This window comes from Geodermatophilus sp. DF01-2 (genome assembly GCF_004571065.1).
In the GTDB taxonomy this organism is placed as follows: Bacteria; Actinomycetota; Actinomycetes; order Mycobacteriales; family Geodermatophilaceae; genus Geodermatophilus.
In genome coordinates this window covers 28,735-47,007 of the sequence record NZ_SPQN01000005.1, presented here as the reverse complement: position 1 = coordinate 47,007, position 18,273 = coordinate 28,735, and the positions used below count along the sequence as shown (strand labels likewise).

Below are 18,273 nucleotides of genomic sequence, written 5' to 3'. Positions count from 1 at the left end.
GCTCGTGGATCGGCAGGCCGAATCGAGTTCTCCGACCGGTCGACGCCCCTCGTTCCGGCTTCCAGATGGGTGAGCGGCCCGGCCACATCGCATGGCCGGGCCGCTGGGGCACTACAGCGACTGGCGGAGGGCGACGAGGAACGGCCACAGCTCCGGCGGATCCTCGACGCAGGTGTCCCACAGGATGTCTGCGTCGAGGTGGGCGATCGGCTGGTAGGCCAGCCGATCCCGCAGCTTGACTGCGGGGTCATCTCCGCGATCGGTACGTCGTCGTTGAATACGCGCACGTACTGCTCGAGCTGGCTGCCGACGTTGACCCAGTGGAACGCCAGGGCATGACGCCGGTAGGCCGAAGCGTCGAACGCTGGGCGCCCCTCACGCACGAGGTCGGTGATCGCATCCAGCGCGCTCACCGCCGCATCACGTTCGGCCGCTCCGGAGCGGGCGGCGCTCACGCCGCGTCGCTCACCCCCAGCGGGCCTCGTGCCAGGTGGCCCGCTGCCGCGGCGCTGCTTGCCGGAAGCACGTACACCGTGGCGTGCAGTACGTCCTCCGCCTCGGCCTCGCGCGCCGGGTCGCCCGCCGCGGCGGCGCGCTGCACGAGGTCGCCGAGACCGCCGGCGGCGCATGTCCCGGCGGCGCGGTGGAGGTCGTCCCGGGTCTCGTAGCAGTTGAGGGGGGCAGTCGCGTGGAGCGACTGTCTACATCCGCTGACACCTCCCGACGAGACGTCCCTGACCGACGGCCACGGGACAGCGCGGTTACGAGGAGGCACGACACCAAGCCGAGGCGTTGACCGCTCCACGTCCCCACCCCCCGACACAATGAGCACTTGTAAGTATGAGCCTAGCTGGTAGAAAGAGAGGCGAGTGGCGAAGCGCGCGGTGCGACCGCGCCAACCGTCAGGAACGACGTCCGGCGGCCGAGTCTTGGGTGGTGGCCATGCAGAAGACGAGCCTCGACGCGCTCGCACGCCAACTGCTCCGCGCGGCACGTGCCGGCGAGAGCGGTCGTTCAGCCGACACCGTCTACGGGGGCCACGAGAAGACCCTCCGGCAGACCGTGGTGGCCATGGTCGCCGGAGCCGCCCTCGCTGAGCATCAGAACCCCGGCGAGGCGACCCTGCAGGTCCTGGATGGCCGGGTCCGACTCATCGCACCGCAGGCGACCTGGGAAGGACGCCGGGGCGACCTGCTGATCATCCCCGAAGCTCGGCACAGCCTCGAAGCGGTCACCGACGCAGCCGTGCTGCTGACCGTGGCCAAGCACCGGTAGACGGCAGACGTGCATCCAGCCCAGGTACCACTCACCGGCCGATCGACCTGTGCACTTACGCCTCCACGAGCGCTACGCCGAAGTGGCTTCCCACGACATCTCTGACTGACCACCTACGAGAAGGGAGAGCACCGTGGCCTACGTGATCGGCGAACCCTGCATCGACGTGATGGATCGGGCTTGCGTCGACGAGTGCCCAGTCGACTGCATCTACGAGGGAGCCCGCGCGCTCTACATCCACCCGGACGAGTGCGTCGACTGCGGAGCCTGCGAACCGGTCTGCCCCGTCGAAGCCATCTACTACGAGGACGACCTCCCCCAGAGCCTCAAGCCCTACCAGGAGGACAACGCGCGCTTCTTCGCCGAGCCCCTTGCTGGGCGAAGCGAACCCCTGGACTCCCCCGGCGGAGCGGCCAGGACCGGCCCCATCGGCGTGGACACCGAACTCGTGACCTCTCGTCCGGTCCGGACTGCGGACTCCTGATTCGTTGTCAGGGAGATCCCGTCGCTGCGTTCGGCGCGGAAGGAGAGTGCGATGGCGGGCCGTGCCTCTCGGATGCCCCCGTCTCTGGTGCCAGGTGGGCCACGCACAGGGACGGTTCGACGAACGGCAACAGCCGGTCGGCGGTCACCGGAGCGCGCATCTCGTCCAGCGCTCCCCGCATCAACCCCAGATGGATGGAACAGACGACTTCGCGGTGCTCCGCAGCCACCTCCCGGAACGGACAGTGCGGCAGCAGAATCCGCCGCGGGTCGTCAGCTGCCAGCTCCGGTGCGAAGCCGATCTCGTCGAGGATGCGCAGCAGGCGAGCGACGGCTTCGTCCTCGGTGACGCGTTGATAGGGAGCGGGCCGCTCAGTGAGGTAGCGCCCCCAGTTGCGTCCCATCTCGATGGCGGCGGCCGGCGGGTCGGCGGTCGTGCCAGTGACGAAGCTGGCGAGGATCTCGGAGAGGAACTGGTAGTTGCGTCGATCCCGGGCAGGGTGCGGCGGCGGCGCGGCGGTGAACGCCAACCGCGGACGTCCTGGTTCTGTTCGCTCCTCGACGTGCCGCTGCACCAACCCATCGGCGACCAGCCGATCGAGGTGGAAGCGCACGGTGTTGGTGTGCAGTCCGGTCCGCTGAGCCAACTCCTGGACGCCGAATCCCCCGGCGGCGGCACGCAGCAGCTCCAGGATGCGCTGCCGGCTGACACCGGCACGCGCGGTCTCCTGCGCGGACAGCTCCTCCGGCGACATGTTCATGAACCGAGTCTCACAGACGAACGGGTCGGGACGCCGGTGCGCTGTCCACGGACCTACCTTCCACGGGGGACGGGGAGGCTGCGAGACCCGAGCGGACGAGGCGTGCCACGGGTGTACCCGACCACCAGCCGGTAGCCCGCCTCGGCCGCCGCGATGACGGCGTCACAGGCCTCGGTCACCGCATCGTGCCGAGCTCGGGGACCTCAGCCGGGCGCCGGGCTCCGATTGCCCTCCGCCAGGTGCCCGTGGCCGTGGCCAGCTCGTCCTCGAGCTCGGTCAGCCGGGCCGCCGGTTCGCGGTCGGCGTGCTCCCGCGGCTCCAGAGATCGCCGGCCTCCGACGCAGGTCACTGCTCCTCCCCGCTGGCGATGGTCGCCGAGCATCTCGATCACGGCGTTCCCCTTCCGTCGGCGGGCGTCGTCCAGCCGCCCAGTGGTTGCGGTCGGGCACCGGCGTCCGGGCTCTCTCGAGACGGGCCAGGCAGAGCGTCGGCGTCACGAACGGTTCCATGTTCGCGGCCCGCAACGGAGCCGCCCGTGCGGCGAGCGCTCCCTGCATCAACCCCAGGCGCACCCCGCACACGACCGGAGAGTGGCCTCCGGCGACCTGGTGGAAGGGGCAGTGGTGCAGCTCGATGACGTCCTCCGACCCGGTGGACCGGGGAGCGAAGCCCAGGCTGTCCAGCAGGGCCACCAGGTCCTCGGTCGCCTCGCGCACCGACGGCGCTGCCGTCGTCGCTGGCGCCGTCGCCCCCGGCTGCTCACCGAGGACCCGACCCCAGGAGCACCGCACGGCGACGGCCTCCGCGGCCGGCTGCCGTGCGGTGCTCTTCAGATGGCTGATGAGGACCTCCGCCAGCAACTGGTACCCGGCGGAGGCGGCAGCCAGGCGCTGGCGCTGGCACCGGCCCAGGGCGGGTTCGTCGAGCTGACCTTCCCGGAGGCCGGGTCGTACCCCTTCGTCTCGCACGTCATGGTCGACGCCGAACGAGGCGCACACGGCCGCATCGCCGTCACCGACAGGTGAGCGAGGGTCACGTTCCCAGCGGCTCGGCCGGGGCGTCGTGCGCCTGCTTCCACTCCTCCATCGCGTCCCAGTCCGCGCCGTCCAGCGTGGCCAGGGCCGCCGGGAAGAGCCCGAAGTCCTCCTTGAACATGTGCCGGTCGAGGTCCTCCAGCACGCGCTGCACGCCGTCCCGCCAGCGCTGGGCGCCGTCGGCTGCGGCCGCTGCGTCGTCGAGGTCGTCCACGTCGTCGTAGAGCCCGGCGTGCTCCTCCTCGAGCACGGTGACGTGGTCGGCCAGCTCGCCGCTGCGGCGCAGCATGGGGAAGAGGGAGCCCTCCTCCTCGGCCACGTGCGGGCCGAGGACGACCAGCAGCTCCTCGAAGTGGGCCCGTGCCGCGGGATCGTCGCCGACGGCCAGGTGGGAACGGATGTGGCCGGTGAGTTCGCGCAGGCGGTCGTGCTCGTCCATCAACCGCGCGATAGGGGTCAGGTCACGGCAGCCGCAGTGGTCGCACATCCGATCTTCCCTTCGACGTCGGGTCCGCACACACGCCCGAGGCCGGTCGTCCGGTGACGGTGCGCCTTCCGCCGCTCGGCGATGCGGACGGAGACCGATCGCCATGGGCTCCCGTTTATACTAATGTCACTCGTGTAAACGGGAGCGACCTGACGGAGGTCGGGATGAACCAGCGATCGCAGGGACACCTACTGGCCGACGAGCACGCGATCCTGTTGCAGCAGGTCGAGGCTCACGAGGACCGCATCCTGACCGTCCTGCGCGACGGGCGGTGGCCCCGCAGGGAGCTGCGGGAACTGGTGGACTACCTGCGATACGAGCTGCTCGATCAGGCAGCGCACGAAGAACGGCTGCTGTTCCCCCTGGCGACCGGCGGCTTCGGCAGCGCTCAGGTCGAGGTCCTGATGCGGGATCACGTGGCGTTGCGGGATGCGGCCGACCGGCTCGCACGAGAGATCGATGCCGAGATCGGTGAGCAGGACGGGAATCGTCTCGCCGAGTTCCTGCTGGACCTGCGGCAGCAGCTGGACCGGCATCTCGCACGGGAGGAGCGCGCGCTGGCCACGACGACCCTGGAGGGAATCGAGCCACGACGCCGGCCGACGTGGTCGCGAACCTGGTACCCGCTGACCGAAGGGCCGGTGCTGGACCTCGATGTCCTGCCCGTGGGTTTCGCCACGCGGGTGGCGATGCAGCGCCTGGCGCGGTTGTCGGCCGACGAGACGGTGGAGGTCCGATCGCACAGCGCACCGACCGTGCTCAGCGCGCTGGTGGCCGACCGATGGGGTGCCGACTACGGCTGGACCTACCTCGAGGAGGGACCGCAGCGCTGGCGGGCCGAGGTCACTCGCCGGCGTCCACAGTGACACGTCCGGTCGGAAGAGACCCGACAAAGCCCGTAGGTGACCGGTACGGCGACGCACCGAACGGTCATGACCCCGCCCGGCTGGGCGAGCGACCGGTGGTCGTGGGCCTGGAGGGTCCCCTCTACGAGAAGGATGCCCTCCGCTGGGCGGCAGCCGAAGCCGCGGCGCGGCAGCGGCCGCTGAGGGTCGTGCACGTCTGCCCACCCCGGTGCGGCCGGGAGGGAGGTGAGCGGCCAGAGGACGTCCCCGCTCAGGTCCTGCAGGAGGCGACACAGGACGTCCGAGCGATCGTCGGAGACGGCCCCGTCAGCACTCAGCTGGTGACCGGGAGCCCCGCAGTCGCTCTGCTCGACGAGAGCCGCGATGCCGAGACGCTGGTCGTGGGCAGCCGGGGGCTCCGCCGCTGGGCGGGCGTGGTCCTCGGTTCGGTCAGCATCGCGGTAGCCGCCAACGCCAACTGCCCGGTCGTCGTGGTCCGGCAGTTGCACGGCGCCACCCCTGGGCCGTCGGCGAATCGGGTGGTGGTCGCGGTCGACGGCACAGAGCTGTCGGAGTCGGCGATCGCCTACGCCTTCCAGGCAGCCGCACGGCGCAGCATCGGTCTGACGGCCCTGCACTGCTGGTCGACGCGCAGTCCGGCAGATCTGCTCCCCGTGGTCGATGACCGCGCCGCCGTGGAAGCCGATCACCGCCGCCTGCTGGAGGACGCCGTCGCCCCCTGGCAACAGCACTTCCCGCAGGTGGACGTCCAGCTCGGCCTCGCGCAGGGTCCTCCGGCTCCCGTGCTCGACACGGAATCCGCGGGTGCGGCTCTGCTGGTCGTCGGGAGCCGTGGCCGCGGGGGTGTGCGTGGCCTGCTCCTGGGCTCGGTCAGTCAGGACGTGCTCCGGGGCGCGCGCTGCCCCGTGGCGATCGTCCGGTCCGGCGCGCATCGACCGGACCCCGGCTGACCATTCGAGGGAGCCTCCACGTTTCCGATGACCACCCCGCGCTACGGAAGGTGTCCCACCATGCCTGATCCCGACCAGCTGCCCGGAGCCGCTCTCGACGCCTCCCGGATGCCCGGGCACTGGCTGCTCGCCCGCCTCGGCAAGCGGGTGCTCCGCCCGGGTGGCCGTGAGCTGACCGGCGCGATGCTGGACGCCCTGGACATCGACAGCGGGGACCGGGTCGTGGAACTCGCGCCCGGGCTGGGAACCACCACCCGGCTCGTCCTGGCGCGCAACCCCGCCTCCTACATCGGGATCGAACGCGACCCGGCGGCCGCAGCCCAGGTCCGGCAGTTGACCACCGGTCCTCCGGTGGACTGCCGCATCGCCGACGCGGAGACCACCGGGCTCGAGGACGGCGGTGCGACCGTCGTGTTCGGCGAGGCCATGCTGACCATGCAACCCGACCCGGCCAAGCTCCGGATCGTGCGGGAGGCCGCGCGGCTGCTCCGCCCGGGCGGCCGGTACGGCATCCACGAGCTCTGCCTGTTGCCCGACGACCTCGACGAGAGCGCCGCCGAACGGGTCCGCGCCGACCTCTCCCGCACCATCCGGATCGGCGCTCGTCCTTCGACCGTTCCCGAGTGGCGCAGGCTGCTGGAGTCCGCGGGGATGTCGGTGGTGCACGAGGCTCGGGCGCCGATGCGGCTGCTGGAACCCACTCGGGTCCTCCGTGACGAGGGCGTCCGGGGAACCGCGCGGATCCTGCGCCGGCTGGCGACGGACCCCGTCGCACGCCGGCGGGTGCTCGCCATGCGCAGCCAGTTCCGCCGCCATCGCCACCACCTGGGAGCGGTGAGCCTCATCGGTCGGGTCGACGGCTGACCACCGCCCCGGACGGAATCGCTGAGGTGGTTCCGCGCCCGGCGGGCAGGACGACGGTGCGGACGACGTGGACGATCATCGCGGCCAGGGTCAGTGCCCACGCGGCGAATGCGACCCAGAGCCAGGTCGCGCCGACCGCGCCGACGACGGGCAGGTCGTTGGCCTGGTCGAGGTAGAGGCCCGCCACGGCGTACATGCCGAGGGGGAAGACCACGCTCCAGAGCGTCGCCTCGTAGACCAGCGGCACGCCGTGGGTGCGGTGCCGCCACCAGCCGGCCGCCACCAGCGCCGGGATCAGCCACGTGGCGAACGCCCAGAACGACACGGATGCGCCGGCGATGAGCCCGCGGGTGGCGTCGACCATCGGTGCGTCGGCCATCTCGACGATGCGTGCCCCGGCCAGCACGGTGATGGCGCTGGCGCCCATCGCGACCCAGTAGGGCGGAGTGAGGTCGACCGGGCGCAGGTCGTAGAGCATCAGCCGTGCGGAGACGAAGATGCCGGCTGCCGCGTACAGGAAGACGCCGACCGACCACGAGAACACCGCCACCACGGCGAGCTCGTCGCGCACGGCCGCGAACACCGGCTCGATGGAGGCAGCGGAGACGGCGACGGACTGGCTGGCGACGACCCAGATGAACCATGTTCCGTTGGCGGTCGCCACCACGGGGCGTTGCTCGCTGCTCAGCACGGCCGTCCATGGGACGACGTAGCCCAGCACGAGCCAGGTCACGCCGGCGACCACCAGCAGGCCGGCGGTGACCTCGTGATGGCCGTCCATCGCCAGCCGCACGCCCAGCACGTTCGTGCCCGCGATGACGGTGAAGAAGCCGAATCCGCGGCGAGGGTCGGTGAAGTCGTCGACGACCGCGTCGCGGTAGGCCAGCAATCGCCACGCGGTCAGCACCAGCAGCACCACGAACGACACCGCGCAGACCACGAGGAGCAGCACGGACAGCGCGATGTGACCGTCCAGCAGCATGCCCACCGAGATGATGCCGCTGCCCATGACCAGCGCGAAGTACCCGGGCGTCAGACCGTGGACGGCGTGCTGGAGCCGGCCCCGCAGTCGCCCGGTCGTGTCCGTTCTCGATCCGGCGGTGGACGTCACGTTCCGGAACCTGCCACAGGCCGCACGCTGCGCAGCGCCCTCAATCGGTGCGGGCGGTCCGACCCACCGGCCGCATGCCCCAAGCGGTGTAGACGGCGGCGACCAGCGCGGTGCCCGCCAGGAGCCACAGCCCGGGACCGTAGTTGCCGTAGTAGCCGTAGACGGCCCCCATGACCAGCGGCGGCAGGAAGCCGCCCAGGCCGCCGGCGGCACCGACGATGCCGGTCACCGAGCCGACCGTGCCGGCGGGGGCGGCGATCGCCACGAGCGCGAAGACCGCACCCGACGACGCTCCCAGCGCTGCGGCCATGGTGAGGAAAGCAATGGTGCCGAGCGGCTGCAGCGGCCGCTCCAGTGTCGAGAGGGCCGCGAACACCGAGACGACCGCGAAGCACACGACCAGCACGGGACCCGGGTGGAACCGGTCGGACAGCCAGCCGCCGACCGGCCGCATGACCACCGCGAGGACGACGAAGCCCGCCGTCCGCAGCGCACCGTCGCCCGGCTCCAGGCCGAAGGTCACCCGCAGGTAGGTCGGTAGGTAGACGCTGAAGGCCACGAACCCGCCGAAGCCGACCGCGTACAGGAACGACAGCTGCAGCGTGATCGGCAGCTTGAGGGTCTCCCAGGCCCGCCGGGCGGCGCTCCCGGTGGGCAGCGCCCGGCCGGGTGCGTCGCGGAGCAGCACCCAGGCGAGCACCGCGTAGGCGGCGAGCAGGACCGCGACGAGGAGGAAGGGGGTGCCCGGGCCGAACGCCTGGCGGAGGGGCACGGTGCTGAACGCCGCGATCGCGGTACCACCCGTGCCGAGGCCGAAGATGCCCAGGGCCAGGCCCCGCTTGTCCGGCGGGAACCAGGCGTTCACCAGCGGGACGCCGACGGCGAACGTGGTGCCGCCCAGCCCCAGGAACAGGCCCCCGACGAGCATCAGCGCGTAGGAGTCCGGGGCCACGAAGCCGACGAACAGCACGGGCACGATCGTCAGCGCGCTGACCAGGGGGAACATGACCCGGGCTCCGAACCGGTCGGTCAGCGCGCCGGCCGGGATCCGGCCGAGGGAGCCCACGACGACGGGCACGGCCACGAGCAGTGAGGTCTGCAGCGGGCTCAGCTCGAGGGTGCCGGCGAAGTACCCGCCGAGCGGGCTGAGCAGCGCCCAGGCCCAGAAGTTGACCGCGAACCCGAGGGTGGCGACGGCGAGCATCTCCCAGGCCTGCCGCGGAACCGCGGCCGTCTGCTGCGTACCGGCTGCCGAACTCGGTGCAACACTCATCGCCGCGGACCTCCCACCCGGTCCCAACCCCGAGGTGTGGCCCGGTTGCCCAGCTGCCGGTTCCTGCTGCGGTAGACGATGTAGGGCCGGGTGAAGTAGCCGATCGGCGCGCTGAAGGCGTGCACCAGCCGGGTGAACGGCCAGATGGCGAACAGCACCAGCGCCGACAGGGCGTGCAGCTGGAAGCCCAGCCCCGCTGCCGTCATCAGCTCCGGCTGCGGCTGGAAGTAGAAGATGCTGCGGAACCACGGCGAGACCGTGTCGCGGTAGTCGGCGCCCTCGTGCCCCAGCACGCCCAGGACGGTGTTGCTCAGCCCGAGCAGGATCGTGAGGGCGAGGACCAGGTACATGAACTTGTCGTTCCTGGTGGTCGCCGAGAACACCGGCCCCACCGTGCGCCGCCGGTAGATCAGGATGGCCATCCCGACCAGCGTGCCGAAGCCGGCGATGGCCCCGATCCCGATGGCGGCGACGTGGTACATCTCCTCGGTGATCCCGACCGCCTCGGTCCAGGACTCGGGGATGCCCAGACCGATGACGTGCCCGACGAGGACGAACAGGATCCCGAAGTGGAACAGCGGGCTGCCCCAGCGCTGCAGCCGTCGTTCGTAGAGCTGGCTCGACCGGGTGGTCCAGCCGAACTTGTCGTACCGGTAGCGCCAGATGTGCCCGCCGATGAAGATCGCCAGGCTGACGTACGGGAGGACGACCCAGAGCAGGACCTCGGGAACGCTCATGCGGGGGCTCCAGCGGGAAATCCGGAACGCGGACCAGGGGTGGCCGGCGGCAGGTACTCCGGCGGCGCGAACGGGGTCGCCCCGTAGGGGTCGAGGCCGACCTCCTCGGTCGGCGGCCCTTCTCGGGCCAGCCGCAGCACCGCCTCCTCGTCCTCGGCTCGGACCGGCGGCAGGGTCGCGCACACCGCCTGCAGCACCCAGGCGTACGGCGACCGGCGCTCCTCGAGCGCCAGCCGGATGAGCTCGAGGCCGGCCCGGTGCTCGCGCAGCAGCCGCTCGCCGCGCGCAGGGTCCCCGGTCGCGGTGAACTCGAGGACGACGGCCAGGTGGTCGGGCAGCTCGTCGTCGGTCAGGGTGAGGCCGGCGCGGCTGTACAGGTGCTTGAACTGCAGCAGCGCCATACCGCGCTTCCGGGTGTCGCCGTAGGCGTAGTAGGTGAGGTACAGCGAGCAGCGGCGGCGCAGGTCGAAGATCTCGACGTAGGCCGCCTGCTGCTCGGTCAGCGACGTGGTCTCCAGGTGGTCGAGGAACCGGCCCAGGGGGCCGGCGACCTGCACCGGCAGCGGCGCGACGGCGGCGCGCAACAGCGGCAGCCGCCCGAGCAGCTCCTCGTCGGGATACCCCAGCAGCAGCGACGCCACCTGCCGGGCGGCCGCCAGCTGACCCGAGGTGGCGGCCGTCCGGCGCGGCAGGAGTCGGCGGCTCACGGCTTGGGGTCCGTCACGGCGGGCGAGCCCTCCCCCACACCGCCGCCGTCCGGCCCGTGGAGTCCGGGGCTCTCGTCCGGGCGTGGCGGGAACAGCCCGGTGGGCGACCCCTTGCCGTCCCAGTTGAGCAGGTTCACCCGCTGCTCCTTGGATGCGGGGGCGGCCAGCATGTCGGTCGTCTGCCGGCCGGCCAGCATGTGGAAGTTCTCGACGGCGATCGGCGTGACACCGCCCGAGGTCTCGCCGAACGGGCCCCAGCCGCCCATCCCCGGGCCGCCGTCGTAGTCGAGCGAGCAGCCGACGTCGAGCTCCTCCATCTCCGGCCCCTGCTCGGCGTGCGCGGTGGGGATGACGTAGCGCTCGTCGTACTTGGCGATGGCGAGCAGCCGGTGCATGTCCTCGATGTCCTGGCCGGTCATGCCGACCGCCGCGGCGATCGACTCGTCGGCCGGCCGGCCCAGGTTGAGGTCGCGCATGTAGGACCGCATCGCGCCGAGCTTCCGGAGCACACCCGTCACCCGGTCCGTGTCGCCGGCGGTGAACAGCTCGGCCAGGTACTCGACCGGGATCCGCAGCGACTCGATGGCACCGAAGATGTTGCCGGCGTCCTCGCCGTCGTGCCCGGTCTCGGTGAGCGCGTCGACCACCGGCGACAGCGGCGGGATGTACCAGACCATCGGCATCGTCCGGTACTCCGGGTGCAGCGGCAGCGCGACCTCGTACCGGTTGATCAGCGCGTGGATCGGCGAGCGCTGCGCGGCCTCGATCCAGTCCCGCGGAATCCTCGCTTGCTCGGCGGCACGGATGACCTGCGGGTCGTCGGGGTCCAGGATGATCGAGCGCTGGGCCTCGTAGAGATCCTGGGGGTCCGGGGTGGACGCCGCCTCCAGCACCCGCTCCTCGTCGTAGAGGACGATGCCGATGTAGCGGAGCCGGCCGACGCAGGTCTCCGAGCAGACGGTCGGGATGCCGACCTCGACGCGGGGGAAGCAGAACGTGCACTTCTCCGCCTTGCCGGTGCGGTGGTTGAAGTAGACCTTCTTGTACGGGCAGCCGGTGACGCACATCCGCCAGCCGCGACACCGGTCCTGGTCGACGAGGACGATGCCGTCCTCTTCCCGCTTGTAGATCGCCCCCGACGGGCAGGACGCCGCGCACGACGGGTTGATGCAGTGCTCGCAGATCCGCGGCAGGTAGAACATGTAGGTCTGCTCGTACTTCTCCTTGACCTGCCCGGAGATCTTCTGCAGCACCGGGTCGTCCTGGGTGAGTTCCGGAGCGCCACCCAGGTTGTCGTCCCAGTTGGCGCTCCACTCCACCTTCATCGGCTTGCCGGACAGCTGGGAGTAGGGCTGGGCGACGGGTGTGTGCTCCTGCAGCGGAGCGTTGGTCAGCGTCTCGTAGTCGTAGGTCCAGGGCTCGTAGTAGTCGTTGATCGACGGCTGGATCGGGTTGGAGAAGATGGTCAGCAGCCGCTTGAGCCGGCTGCCGGTCCGCAGCCTCAGCCTGCCGTTCCGGCCGACCTCCCAGCCGCCCTTCCACCTCTCCTGGTTCTCGTACGTGCGTGGGTAGCCCTGACCGGGCCGCGTCTCGACGTTGTTGAACCAGACGTACTCGACCCCGGTGCGGTTGGTCCACGCCTGCTTGCAGGTGACCGAGCAGGTGTGGCACCCGATGCACTTGTCGAGGTTCATCACCATGCCCATCTGGGCCATGACGCGCATCAGTAGGTCACCTCCTGGTGGCTGGTGCTCCCTGCGCCGCCGTCCGGCCGAGTACGCAGTCGTGGACGCCGACACGCGCCGACACGCCGTCCGGACCGACCGGAACTGCTCACTCGACCCGGGACCCGGCCGGTTGGACGACCGCGCATCAGTACTGCACCTCCTGGCTGCGGCGGCGGATCACGGTGACCTCGTCGCGCTGGTTCCCCGTGGGACCGAGGTAGTTGAAGGCGAAGGAGAGCTGCGCATAGCCCCCGATCAGGTGGGTCGGCTTGAGGAACAGCCTGGTCAGCGAGTTGTGGATGCCCCCGCGCTTGCCCGAGGTCTCTGCCCTCGGGACGTCGATGAGGCGTTCCTGGGCGTGGTGCATGTAGACGGTCCCCTCCGGCATGCGGGAGGACACGATGGCCCGGGCCACCACGACACCGTTGCGGTTGACCGCCTCGATCCAGTCGTTGTCGCGGACTCCGACCTTGGCGGCGTCCTGCGTGCTCATCCAGATCGTCTGCCCGCCTCGGGACAGCGACAGCATGAACAGGTTGTCCTGGTACTCGGAGTGGATCGACCACTTGTTGTGCGGGGTCAGGTACCGGACGGTGATGCCGAGCTCCCCGGTGTCCCCGACCTGCGGCTCCCCGTACAGCGTGTGCATGTCCAGCGGTGGCCGGAAGACCGGCAGGTTCTCCCCCGCATCGGCCATCCAGTCGTGGTCGAGGAAGAAGTGCATCCGCCCGGTGAGGGTGTGCCACGGCTTGAGCCGTTCCACGTTGATGGTGAAGGGCGAGTACCGCCGTCCACCGTGCTCGCTGCCCGACCATTCCGGAGAAGTGATCACCGGGGTCGGCCGGGCCTGCGTGTCGCTGAAGGTGATCAACTGGCTCTCGTGCTCGGCAGCCAGGTCGGCCATCCGCGTCCCGGTGCGCTCCTCGGAGTTGCGGAACCCCTGCGTGGCCAGCCGCCCGTTCGTCGTCCCCGAGAGGGCGAGGATGGTCTCGCACCAGTGCACGTCCCGGGCCAGCGCGGGGCGGCCGGCCGCGACGCCGTCCCGCATGACCCCGTTCTTGTGCCGCAGGTGGTCGACCTCCTCGTCCGGCTCGGTCGTGACGCCCTTGATCTGCAGCCCGAGCTCCTCCACCAGCGGCCCGAGGGCCGACCACTTCTGCCCCACGGCCGCGTAGTCCCGCTCCTGGACGACGAGCTTCGGCATCGTCTTCCCCGGCACCGGATCGCACTCACCCGCCTTCCAGTCCCGGACCACACCGCGCGGGTTGGCGAGTTCGTCGGGGGTGTCGTGCAGCAGTGGCAGCGCCACCAGGTCCCGTCGCACACCCAGGTGCGTCGCCGCCAGCCGGCTGAAGGCACGCGCGATCCCGCCGAAGGCGTCGAAGTCGGTGCGCGTCTCCCACGGCGGGGCGATCGCCGGGTTGAACGAGTTGACGTACGGATGCATGTCGGTGGTGTTCAGGTCGTGCTTCTCGTACCAGGTGGCGGCCGGCAGCGTGATGTCGGAGAACACCGTCGTGCTGGTCATCCGGAAGTCGAGCGCCAGTAGCAGGTCCAACTTGCCGGTGGGCGCCTCGTCGTGCCAGACGAGGTCCTTGGGCCGGGCTTCCGGTGACGCCTCCTCGGCGCGGAGCGACGAGTCGGCGCCGAGCAGGTGCTCGAGGAAGTACTCGTTCCCCTTGCCGGAGGAGCCGAGCAGGTTGGCCCGCCAGACCGTCAGCACCCGCGGGAAGTTCTCCGGGGCGTCGGGGTCCTCGGCGGCGAACCGCAGCCGGCCGGACCTCAGCTCGTTCACCACGTGCGTGCCCGGGTCGGTCCCGGCGGCCTCCCCCGCTGCGATGGCCTCGTCGGCGAGGTCGAGGGGGTTGCGGTTGAAGGTCGGGAACGACGGCATCCACCCCATGCGGGCCGACTCCGCGAGGACGTCGGCCGGCGTCTTCCCGGCGAACCGGCCCTTCCCCAGCGGGGAGGAGAAGCCGTCCAGGGTGGTCCGGTCGTAGCGCCACTGGTCGGTGTGCAGGTACCAGTAGGCGGTCTGGATCATCTGCCGCGGCGGCCGCGCCCAGTCCAGGGCGCCGGCGAGCGTCATCCAGCCGGTGATCGGGCGGACCTTCTCCTGCCCGACGTAGTGGGCCCAGCCGCCGCCGTTGACGCCCTGGCAGCCGGTCAGCGTCGTGAGGGTGAGGAAGGCGCGGTAGATCGTGTCGGAGTGGAACCAGTGGTTCGTACCGGCGCCCATGATGATCATGGAGCGGCCGCCGGACTCCTCGGCGTTCCGCGCGAACTCCCGGCCGATGCGAGCGGCCGCGGCGGCCGACACGCCGGTGAACTGCTCCTGCCAGGCCGGGGTGTACGGCTGCGACGCGTCGTCCAGGCCGGTCGGCCACTCCCCCGGGAGGCCGGCACGCCCGACCCCGAACTGCGCGAGCAGCAGGTCGTACACCGTCGTCACCACGTGCTTGCCCATCCGGCGGACCGGGACGCCGCGGCGCATCGTCGCGCCCTCGCCGCGGGGCGTGTCGAAGCGGGCGAGGTCGACCGGCGCGACCTCGGCGCCGGGCGCGTACAGGCTGAGCAGCGGGTCGACCTCGCCGAGGTCGAGGTTCCACCGGCCCTTGCCGGCCTCGCCGTAGCGGAAACCCAGTGAGCCGTTCGGGACCTGCGGTTCCCCGGTGGCCGAGTCCACCAGGACGGTCTTGAACTCCGCGCCCTCCTCGACGTCCCCGAGGTCGGCGGCGGTGAGGAACTTGCCCGGCACGTAACCGGCCTCGGCGTCGTCGCCGCGTGGGGTGAGGGTCAGCAGGAACGGCAGGTCGGTGTAGCGCTTGACGTACTCGGTGAACCGCGGCACCTGGCGGTCGAGGAAGAACTCCCTGAGCACGACGTGGCCCATGGCCATCGCCAGCGCGCCGTCGGTGCCGGGATGCGGAGCGAGCCAGTCGTCGGCGAACTTGGTGGCATCGGAGTAGTCCGGGCTCATCACGACGACCTTCTGGCCGCGGTAGCGGGCCTCGGTCATCCAGTGCGCGTCCGGCGTGCGGGTCACCGGCACGTTGGAGCCCCACAGGATCAGGTAGGAGGCGTCCCACCAGTCCCCTGACTCCGGCACGTCGGTCTGGTCACCGAAGACCTGCGGGGAGGCGACCGGCAGGTCGGCGTACCAGTCGTAGAACGACAGCATCGGGGCGCCGATCAGCGCCATGAACCGCGACCCGGCGGCGTGGGAGACCATCGACATCGCGGGGATCGGCGAGAAACCGGCGATCCGATCCGGCCCGTACTCCTTGATGGTGTGCACGTGGGCGGCGGCGATCATCTCCGTCGCCTCGTCCCACGAGGCACGGACGAGTCCACCCTTGCCACGCTGCGACTTGTAGGTTCGGGCCTTCTCCGGGTCGGACACGATGTCGGCCCACGCGAGCACCGGATCGCCGAGGCGCTGACGCGCTTCCCGGTACATCTGCAGCAGCGAGCCGCGGACGTAGGGATAGCGGACCCGGGTCGGCGAGTAGGTGTACCAGGAGAAGGCCGCTCCCCGCGGGCAGCCGCGCGGCTCGTACTCCGGCCGGTCGACGCCCGCCGACGGGTAGTCGGTCTGCTGCGCCTCCCAGGTGATGATGCCGTCCTTGACGTACACCTTCCACGAGCACGACCCGGTGCAGTTGACCCCGTGCGTGGAGCGGACCACCTTGTCGTGGGACCAACGGTCTCGGTAGAAGCTGTCGGCGTCCCTTCCCCCGATCTGGTGCAGGGACCGCAGGTCGGCGCTCACCTCGCCCTTGCGGAAGAAGCGGGACGTCCGGACGAGGGCTTCGGACAGCTCGCTGTCCAACCCCGCCGCCTGATCGGTGCTGGTCACGCTGCTCCTTCCCGGATGCCGCGGTGGCCCGCCGCGGCGGCGAGCCGACCGTCATCCCGCAGAGGGGTCGGTCGGTGGTAGTGATGCCGGCGATTTTCCGAGCTGGCTCGTGAGAATCCAGTCATGGACACGTCGTCGGACGGCCCGCCCACGCAGGACGGCGCCCGGGTCGGGGTCGTGGACGCCGTCGACGGGCACCCCTCGACACGAGCCCGGTCCAGCACATCGATGCACGGCTCCCGACCACGTAGGTCATGGCGTACCTGCACGGATACCCCCTTGCCGTCCGGCTCCGGAAGCGACCCGCCGGAGCACTGCCGGTGTGCCATTTCTACCAGACTGACTCGTAAGTCCAGCTACCGCCTGTTGTACGTTCGGAGGGTCGCCGGGCCTGCGGTCAACGGGGCAGGGCCGGCCCTCTTCCCCACCCCCGCGCAAGGAGTCCGAGTGCTCTCCGACCGATCCCGTCCCGTCGTCCAGGCCACGCTGCCCGCCGTCGCCGAGAACATCGGCGAGATCGCCCGGCGCTTCTACGAGCACATGTTCGAGGCGCATCCGGAGCTGCTCGACGGGACCTTCAACCGTGGCAACCAGGCCGAGGGCACGCAGCAGGTGGCACTGGCCGGATCGGTCGCCGCCTTCGCCAGCGCGTTGGTGCACAGCCCCGAGGAACTCCCCGACCACCTGCTCGCGCGCATCGCCCACAAGCACGCCTCGCTGGGCATCCGGCCCGACCAGTACCAGATCGTCCACGACAACCTGTTCTGGGCGATCGCCGACGTCCTCGGCGACGCCGTCACCCCCGAGGTCGCCGCCGCCTGGGACGAGGTCTACTGGCTCATGGCCTACGCCCTGATCAACCAGGAGCGCGGCCTCTACAGCGCCCGCGGCGTGCGACCCGAGACCGTCTGGCGGGACTGGCGGGTCGTCGAGAAGAACCGCGAGACCGACGACGTGGTGACCTTCCGGGTCCGGCGCATCGACGACCGGCTGGTCAAGACCTCGCTGCCCGGCCAGTACGTCACCGTCCGGATGCCCATGACCGACGGCGTCCACCAGCCGCGGCAGTACAGCCTCACCCGCGCCGACGACGGCGAGCACCGCTCCTTCGCGGTGAAGCGGGTGCGCGGGGACGGCAAGCCCGACGGCGAGGTCTCCGCCCTTCTCCACGACACCGTCGACGTCGGCGACACGATCACCATGTCGCTGCCGTTCGGTGACGTCGTCCTCGACGACTCGGGCCGCCCCGTCGTCTTCGCCAGCGCCGGCATCGGCATCACGCCCATGGCCGGCATGCTCAGCCATCTGGTCACCGCCGGGTCCCGCCTCGACGTCACCCTGTTGCACGCCGACCTGGACGAGGCGTCCTGGGCCCTGCGCCGGCAGGTGCTCGACGACGTCCGGGCCCTGCCCAACGGCTCGGTGCACGTCTGGTTCGAGCGCGGCGCCGAGTGCAGCCTGCCGGTCGACGGCGTGTACGGCGGGGTGATGGACCTGGGAGAGCTGCAGCCGCCCGGAGACGCCACCTACTACCTGTGCGGCCCCCTGCCGTTCATGCAGGCCGTCCGCAGCGCGCTCATCGAGCGTGGCGTCGCCGCCCGCGACATCCAGTACGAGGTGTTCGGCCCCGACCTCTGGCAGGCCGACCTCGTCACCACCCCAGCGCCCGGCGCCTCCGGGAGGTCGGAGTGAGCGGCCCTTCGCACGAGCCCGGAGCGACGCCGGCGCGCCGAGGCGGACCCGCGGCGCACGCCGTCCCGCGGGAGCCACGGTCGCTGGTCAGCGCGCTCTCCGGCGTGCCGTTCCACCCGGGCTCCGCCGACCACGCGGCCGGGGTCGGAGCGCACGGTGTCGGCTGCTGCTGATCGGCCATCCCCAGATGCTGCTGCGCCTGGGCCACCCGTCCACCTCCGGCACCACGACCGGACGGCGACCCGTCGACCACGTCCTGCGCTTCACGCCGTCCACGTGATCCGAGCGACGGGTCCGTGGACCGGGAAGGCAACCGTGGCCGCGGCGCCGGTGACGTGCCGGCGATGCCGGCTGGCGTTGGAGGACGTCGTCCTGGACGACCCGGCCGGCGTCGTGTTCGCGGGTGCGGGCGCCTCTGCAGCGCGCTGACCCCGACGGGGGCTCCCC

16 protein-coding genes are annotated in these 18,273 nt (G+C 71.0%); 7 read left to right on the top strand and 9 right to left on the bottom strand.

All coding sequences use genetic code 11. From position 1 onward, the window contains the following. The first annotated feature begins 942 nt into the window (after window positions 1–942). Window positions 943–1,275, top strand: a complete 333-nt coding sequence (locus tag E4P41_RS03000; RefSeq protein ID WP_135139396.1) for a cupin domain-containing protein — start codon at window positions 943–945, stop codon at window positions 1,273–1,275. 133 nt (window positions 1,276–1,408) lie between these two features. Continuing rightward, entirely contained in the window at window positions 1,409–1,759 is a 351-nt protein-coding gene (fdxA, locus tag E4P41_RS02995; RefSeq protein WP_135139395.1) for a ferredoxin, read from the top strand. Window positions 1,760–1,766: 7 nt separating this feature from the next. On the opposite strand, the gene E4P41_RS02990 is transcribed toward fdxA, so the two are convergent. Both E4P41_RS02990 and E4P41_RS21880 read right to left on the bottom strand, forming a co-directional pair. Further along, window positions 1,767–2,519: a helix-turn-helix domain-containing protein gene (locus tag E4P41_RS02990; RefSeq protein WP_209307508.1), complete on the bottom strand. Its 753-nt coding sequence runs from the start codon at window positions 2,517–2,519 to the stop codon at window positions 1,767–1,769. A 175-nt stretch (window positions 2,520–2,694) separates the two neighbouring features. Next, entirely contained in the window at window positions 2,695–2,910 is a 216-nt protein-coding gene (locus tag E4P41_RS21880; RefSeq protein WP_167760889.1) for a hypothetical protein, read from the bottom strand. Window positions 2,911–3,352: 442 nt separating this feature from the next. Here E4P41_RS21880 and E4P41_RS02985 point away from each other — a divergent pair, with 442 nt between their 5' ends. Next, window positions 3,353–3,544 carry a hypothetical protein gene (locus E4P41_RS02985; protein ID WP_135139394.1) on the top strand — a complete coding sequence of 64 codons (192 nt, stop codon included), beginning with the start codon at window positions 3,353–3,355 and terminating at the stop codon, window positions 3,542–3,544. A gap of 7 nt (window positions 3,545–3,551) precedes the next feature. On the opposite strand, the gene E4P41_RS02980 is transcribed toward E4P41_RS02985, so the two are convergent. Beyond that, a complete protein-coding gene (locus E4P41_RS02980) occupies window positions 3,552–4,040 on the bottom strand; it encodes a hemerythrin domain-containing protein (protein ID WP_280659007.1) in 489 nt (162 codons plus the stop codon). Between the two features lie 164 nt (window positions 4,041–4,204). On the opposite strand from E4P41_RS02980, the gene E4P41_RS02975 reads away from it, so the two are divergent. Genes E4P41_RS02975 through E4P41_RS02965 form a run of 3 tightly spaced genes read left to right on the top strand, consistent with a single transcriptional unit; the run spans window position 4,205 to window position 6,720 of the window. Further along, the gene (locus tag E4P41_RS02975; protein ID WP_135139392.1) at window positions 4,205–4,906 is read left to right on the top strand and encodes a hemerythrin domain-containing protein; all 702 of its coding nucleotides are present in this window, start codon (window positions 4,205–4,207) and stop codon (window positions 4,904–4,906) included. After that, window positions 4,822–5,856 carry a universal stress protein gene (locus E4P41_RS02970; RefSeq protein ID WP_135139391.1) on the top strand — a complete coding sequence of 345 codons (1,035 nt, stop codon included), beginning with the start codon at window positions 4,822–4,824 and terminating at the stop codon, window positions 5,854–5,856. The genes E4P41_RS02975 and E4P41_RS02970 overlap by 85 nt, the downstream gene beginning before the upstream one ends. Window positions 5,857–5,916: 60 nt before the next feature. Further along, complete coding sequence (locus E4P41_RS02965; RefSeq protein WP_135139390.1) at window positions 5,917–6,720, top strand: class I SAM-dependent methyltransferase; 804 nt, start codon at window positions 5,917–5,919, stop codon at window positions 6,718–6,720. Here E4P41_RS02965 and E4P41_RS02960 read toward each other — a convergent pair. The 6 genes from E4P41_RS02960 to E4P41_RS02935 form a co-directional block, all read right to left on the bottom strand. Then, complete coding sequence (locus tag E4P41_RS02960) at window positions 6,698–7,831, bottom strand: tellurite resistance/C4-dicarboxylate transporter family protein (RefSeq protein WP_245177070.1); 1,134 nt, start codon at window positions 7,829–7,831, stop codon at window positions 6,698–6,700. The genes E4P41_RS02965 and E4P41_RS02960 overlap by 23 nt on opposite strands. 40 nt (window positions 7,832–7,871) lie before the next feature. Then, on the bottom strand, window positions 7,872–9,104 hold the full coding sequence (locus tag E4P41_RS02955) for an MFS transporter (RefSeq protein WP_135139389.1): 1,233 nt from the start codon (window positions 9,102–9,104) through the stop codon (window positions 7,872–7,874). Continuing rightward, the gene (narI, locus tag E4P41_RS02950) at window positions 9,101–9,841 is read right to left on the bottom strand and encodes a respiratory nitrate reductase subunit gamma (protein WP_135139388.1); all 741 of its coding nucleotides are present in this window, start codon (window positions 9,839–9,841) and stop codon (window positions 9,101–9,103) included. Before narI ends, E4P41_RS02955 begins: the two co-directional genes overlap by 4 nt. Further along, window positions 9,838–10,548: a nitrate reductase molybdenum cofactor assembly chaperone gene (narJ, locus tag E4P41_RS02945; protein ID WP_135139387.1), complete on the bottom strand. Its 711-nt coding sequence runs from the start codon at window positions 10,546–10,548 to the stop codon at window positions 9,838–9,840. Before narJ ends, narI begins: the two co-directional genes overlap by 4 nt. Then, the gene (gene narH, locus E4P41_RS02940) at window positions 10,545–12,272 is read right to left on the bottom strand and encodes a nitrate reductase subunit beta (protein WP_135139386.1); all 1,728 of its coding nucleotides are present in this window, start codon (window positions 12,270–12,272) and stop codon (window positions 10,545–10,547) included. The genes narJ and narH overlap by 4 nt, the downstream gene beginning before the upstream one ends. A gap of 148 nt (window positions 12,273–12,420) precedes the next feature. After that, a complete protein-coding gene (locus tag E4P41_RS02935) occupies window positions 12,421–16,134 on the bottom strand; it encodes a nitrate reductase subunit alpha (protein WP_209307507.1) in 3,714 nt (1,237 codons plus the stop codon). A gap of 447 nt (window positions 16,135–16,581) precedes the next feature. Here E4P41_RS02935 and E4P41_RS02930 point away from each other — a divergent pair, with 447 nt between their 5' ends. Continuing rightward, window positions 16,582–17,826, top strand: a complete 1,245-nt coding sequence (locus E4P41_RS02930) for a globin domain-containing protein (RefSeq protein WP_135139385.1) — start codon at window positions 16,582–16,584, stop codon at window positions 17,824–17,826. Window positions 17,827–18,273 lie beyond the last annotated feature (447 nt).